We start from the raw sequence: 4,650 nt of genomic DNA, 5'->3' as shown, positions 1-4,650 counted from the left end.
GCCGCCGGCGAGTACATGACGGGCCACACCTCGTGGATCCGCCGCGAGCCGATCGGCGTCGTCGGGCAGGTCACCCCGTGGAACTACCCGATGATGATGGCGATGTGGAAGATCGCCCCCGCGCTCGCGGCCGGCAACACGATCGTCCTCAAGCCCTCCGACACGACGCCCGAGACGACGCTGCTCCTCGCCGAGATCGCCTCGGAGTTCCTGCCCGAGGGCACCTTCAACGTCGTGACCGGTGACCGGGAGACCGGCCGGATGGTCGTCGAGCACCCCACCCCTGCGCTCGTCGCCGTCACCGGCTCCGTCCGCGCCGGCATGCAGGTCGCCGCGAGCGCCGCCCAGGACGTCAAGCGCGTCCACCTCGAGCTCGGCGGGAAGGCACCGGTCATCGTCTTCGACGACGCGGACCTCGAGGCCGCTGTCGAGGGCATCGCCACCGCTGGCTACTTCAACGCCGGCCAGGACTGCACCGCGGCGACGCGGGTGCTCGCCGGACCGCGGATCCACGACGACTTCGTCGCGGCCCTGGCCGACTATGCGAAGCGCTCGGTCAAGGTCGGCCTGCCGGACGACCCGGACGCGCTGCTGGGCCCGGTCAACAACCCGAACCAGGTCGCGCACGTCAGCGGCATGCTCGACCGGCTCCCCGACCACGCGAACGTGGCGGCCGGCGGCAGCCGGATGACGGGGCTCGGCGAGGGCTTCTTCTTCGAGCCGACCGTGCTCAGCGGGCTGCGCCAGGACGACGAGCAGATCCAGAACGAGATCTTCGGCCCGGTCATCACCGTGCAGCAGTTCAGCGACGAGGCTGAGGCGCTCGCCTGGGCCAACGGGGTGCGCTACGGGCTCGCCTCGAGCGTCTGGACGACGGACTTCGGCAAGGCGATGCGGATGAGCAAGCGCCTCGACTTCGGCTGCGTCTGGATCAACACCCACATCCCGGTCGTCGCCGAGATGCCGCACGGCGGCTTCAAGCACAGCGGCTACGGCAAGGACCTGTCGATGTACGGCTTCGAGGACTACACGCGCATCAAGCACGTGATGGCCAACATCGACTCCTGACCCCACCACGGCTGACCGGCCAGGAGGACCTATGACGGACAGATACGACAACCTCGCCTTCCGGGCCGCGCTCGCCCGGGGCACCGTGAGCCGACGCGGAGTGGTGCTCGGCCTCGGTGGGCTCGGTATGGCCGCGCTCGCCGGGTGCGGCGTCAAGGGCCGCAACCCCGGCGGGACCACGGCCGCCGGCCCGGGCGGCGGGGCCGCGCCAGTCGCCAGTGCTGCACCGGACCTGTCGGCCAACGAGAAGGTCGTCAACTGGAGCAACTGGCCCGAGTACATCGACGTCGACGACAAGACCCAGCAGCGGCCGTCGCTCGACGAGTTCAAGAAGCGGACCGGGATCACGGTCAACTACACCGAGGACTACAACGACAACGACGAGTTCTATGCCAAGGTCCGGCCCCTCCTGGCCGCAGGCAAGGACACCGGGCGCGACCTGTGGTGCAGCACGGACTGGATGGCCGCCCGGATGATCCGACAGGGCTTCGTCCAGAAGATCGACCTCGAGAACTTCCCGAACCACGCGAACATCGAGGACACCCTCATCACGGTGGAGTTCGACCCGGGCCGGCTCTACTCCGTGCCATGGCAGTCGGGATTCACGGGGATCGCCTACAACCCCAAGGCAACCGGCGGCAAGAAGGTCGAGTCGGTCGACCAGCTCCTGACCGACCCGGCACTCAAGGGCAAGGTGACGCTGCTGACCGAGATGCGCGACACCGTGGGGCTCGTCCTCATGGCGATGGGCAAGAAGCTCGAGGACTTCACCGAGGCCGACTTCATGGCAGCCATCGACGAGATCAAGAAGGCCAAGGACGCCGGCCAGATCAAGGGCTTCACCGGCAACGAGTACGGCAAGCCACTCAGCTCCGGTGACACCGCCGCCTGCTTCGCCTGGACCGGTGACGTCGTGCAGCTGCAGGCAGACAACCCCACGCTCGGCTATGCCCTGCCCAAGACCGGGTTCCCGATCTGGTCCGACAACTTCATCATCCCGGCGATGGCCAGGCACAAGAAGAACGCCGAGATGCTCATCAACTACTACTACGAGCCGGAGGTGATGGCGAAGGTGGTCGACTACGTCAACTACATCTCACCGTGCCGAGGCACCAAGGCGATCCTGGCCAAGGAGGACCCGGAAGTGGCCAAGAACCCCCTCATCGTCCCCGACGAGAAGACGCTCGCCAGTGCCCACGTGTTCCGCGGGCTCACGGCGGCGGAGGAGACGAAGTTCAGCCAGGCCTTCTCCGAGCTGACGGCGGGCTGACATGGCGACCACCGATCCCGTGACCCAGCAGTCGAAGACGGCGCCGCGGTCCGACGGCCGCCAGGCCGACATCGGCGACCTGCGCCTCGTCGGCATCAGCAAGGAGTTCGACACCTTCACCGCCGTCCAGCCGATGGACCTCGTCGTGCCGGCCGGCTCCTTCTTCGCGCTGCTCGGCCCGTCCGGCTGCGGCAAGACGACGACGCTGCGGATGATCGCCGGGCTCGAGCAGCCGACGGAGGGACGCATCCTCATCGGCGACCGGGACATCACCGGCACGAAGCCCTACCAGCGCAACGTCAACACCGTGTTCCAGTCCTACGCGCTGTTCCCGCACATGACCGTGCGCGACAACGTCGCCTTCGGCCTCAGGCGCAAGCGTGACAAGGACGCGATGCGCAAGGCGGACGAGGCGCTCGAGCTCGTGCAGCTCGAGTCGGTGGGCGCCAAGCGGCCCGCCCAGCTCTCGGGCGGTATGCAGCAACGTGTCGCCCTCGCTCGCGCCATCGTCAACCGCCCCGACGTGCTGCTGCTCGACGAGCCCCTCGGCGCCCTCGACCTCAAGCTGCGGCGCCAGATGCAGATCGAGCTCAAGCGGATCCAGTCCGAGGTGGGCCTCACCTTCATCCACGTGACCCACGACCAGGAGGAGGCCATGACCATGGCCGACACCATCGCGGTCATGAACGCCGGGCGGATCGAGCAGCTCGGCGACCCGGCCACGCTCTACGAGCGGCCCGCGTCGACGTTCGTCGCGAACTTCCTCGGCCAGTCCAACCTGCTGCGCGCGACGGTGGTCCCCGGCTCGGCCACGGGCGACGTCGTGACCGTGCGCTCGCACGACACCGACCTCGAGGTCTCCCGCGACCACCTGCCCGACGGAGTGACCGAGATCTTCCTCGGCGTCCGCCCGGAGAAGCTTCGCCTCGGCGAGTCGGGCGGCCCGAACCGCCTGCGGGGGACCGTCAGCGACGTGTCCTTCACCGGCGTCGCGACGCAGTACATCGTCAGCCTGCCGTGGGGCCGGGAGCTGACCGTCGTGCAGCAGAACGACGGCACGGCCCGCGCGGCGCTCGGCGAGAACGTCACGCTCTCCTGGGCCGCCGAGCACGGCTTCGCGCTCGACGCGTCTCAGGACGCCGATGCCGGCGCCGACAGCGGCGAGGAGCTGGTGAGCTGACATGGCGGAGATCGCCGCCAGCGTCGGCACCCGCGCGGTCAAGCGGAAGGCCCGGCGCCGTCGCCGGAACTGGGTCGTCCCGCTGCTCCTGCTGCCCGGGCTGCTCTGGCTCGTCGTCTTCTACATCGCGCCGATGGTCACCACGGCGTCGCTCTCCATGCAGGAGGGCAACGTCGACGAGGGCTACGTCTTCACCGGCAACATCGGCATCTTCGCGGAGGCGCTGCAGGCCTACTGGCCGCAGCTGGTGCGGTCGCTCGTCTATGCGGGGATCGCGACGGTTCTCGCGCTGCTGCTCGGCTACCCGTTGGCCTACTTCATCGCCGCCAGGCGCGGCCGGATGAAGAACATCCTCCTCGTCCTCGTCATCGCGCCGTTCTTCACGAGCTTCCTCATCCGCACCATGGCGTGGCAGACGTTCCTGTCGAGTGAGGGCGGGACGCTGACGACGATCCTGCACACGATCGGCATCGGCAAGTACAACCTTGGCTTCCTCTTCGACTGGCTCGGCACGGTGCTGCACTGGATCGGTGCGTCACCCAACGGCGAGATCCTCTATTCGCCGTTCGCGGTGGTCTGGGGCCTGACCTACAACTTCCTGCCCTTCATGATCCTGCCGCTCTACACCTCGCTCGACCGGATCGACGGCCGGCTGCTCGAGGCCGCCGGGGACCTCTATGCCACGCCGAGACAGACCTTCCGGCACGTCACGTGGCCGCTGTCCCTGCCCGGCGTCGTCTCGGGCACGCTGCTGACGTTCATCCCGGCCTCGGGCGACTTCATCAACTCGCGGCTGCTCGGCAACACGAACACCGTGATGATCGGTCAGGTCATCGACGCCCAGTTCCTCCGGGTCCTCGACTATCCGCTGGCCTCGGCGCTGTCGTTCGTCCTGCTCGTGTTCATCCTCGTCCTCGTCATGATCTACGTCCGGCGCGCCGGCACCGAGGAGCTGGTCTGACATGTCACCACTGGCCTTCGTGCGCCGTCATCTGCTCACCGCCGCCGCGCTCCTCACCATGGCGATCCTGCTGCTGCCGAACCTGATCGTCGCGGTCTACTCGTTCAACAAGCCGAACGGCCGGTTCAACATCCAGTGGACCCGGTTCTCGTTCGACGCCTGGACCAACCC

4 protein-coding genes are annotated in these 4,650 nt (G+C 68.0%); all 4 read left to right on the top strand.

Annotated features, from left to right (window positions below; genetic code table 11):
• The coding region (locus ACTHJJ_RS07770) for an aldehyde dehydrogenase family protein (RefSeq protein ID WP_440302366.1) at nt 1–1,068 on the top strand (1,068 nt) is incomplete at its 5' end.
• A 31-nt stretch (nt 1,069–1,099) separates the two neighbouring features.
• Entirely contained in the window at nt 1,100–2,338 is a 1,239-nt protein-coding gene (locus ACTHJJ_RS07765) for a polyamine ABC transporter substrate-binding protein (RefSeq protein ID WP_440302365.1), read from the top strand.
• A 1-nt stretch (nt 2,339) separates the two neighbouring features.
• Complete coding sequence (locus tag ACTHJJ_RS07760) at nt 2,340–3,518, top strand: ABC transporter ATP-binding protein (RefSeq protein WP_440302364.1); 1,179 nt, start codon at nt 2,340–2,342, stop codon at nt 3,516–3,518.
• A gap of 1 nt (nt 3,519) precedes the next feature.
• A complete protein-coding gene (locus ACTHJJ_RS07755; protein WP_440302363.1) occupies nt 3,520–4,479 on the top strand; it encodes an ABC transporter permease in 960 nt (319 codons plus the stop codon).
• The last annotated feature ends 171 nt before the right edge of the window (nt 4,480–4,650 follow it).

The sequence above is a fragment of the Intrasporangium sp. genome, assembly GCF_051961875.1.
Classification (GTDB): domain Bacteria; phylum Actinomycetota; class Actinomycetes; order Actinomycetales; family Dermatophilaceae; genus Intrasporangium_A.
This window is presented reverse-complemented; position numbering and strand designations above follow the sequence as displayed.

Coding starts and splice junctions, on each gene's coding strand:
- ACTHJJ_RS07765 (WP_440302365.1), top strand. CDS start 1,100: ATGACGGACAGATACGACAACCTCGCCTTCCGGGCCGCGCTCGCCCGG.
- ACTHJJ_RS07760 (WP_440302364.1), top strand. CDS start 2,340: ATGGCGACCACCGATCCCGTGACCCAGCAGTCGAAGACGGCGCCGCGG.
- ACTHJJ_RS07755 (WP_440302363.1), top strand. CDS start 3,520: ATGGCGGAGATCGCCGCCAGCGTCGGCACCCGCGCGGTCAAGCGGAAG.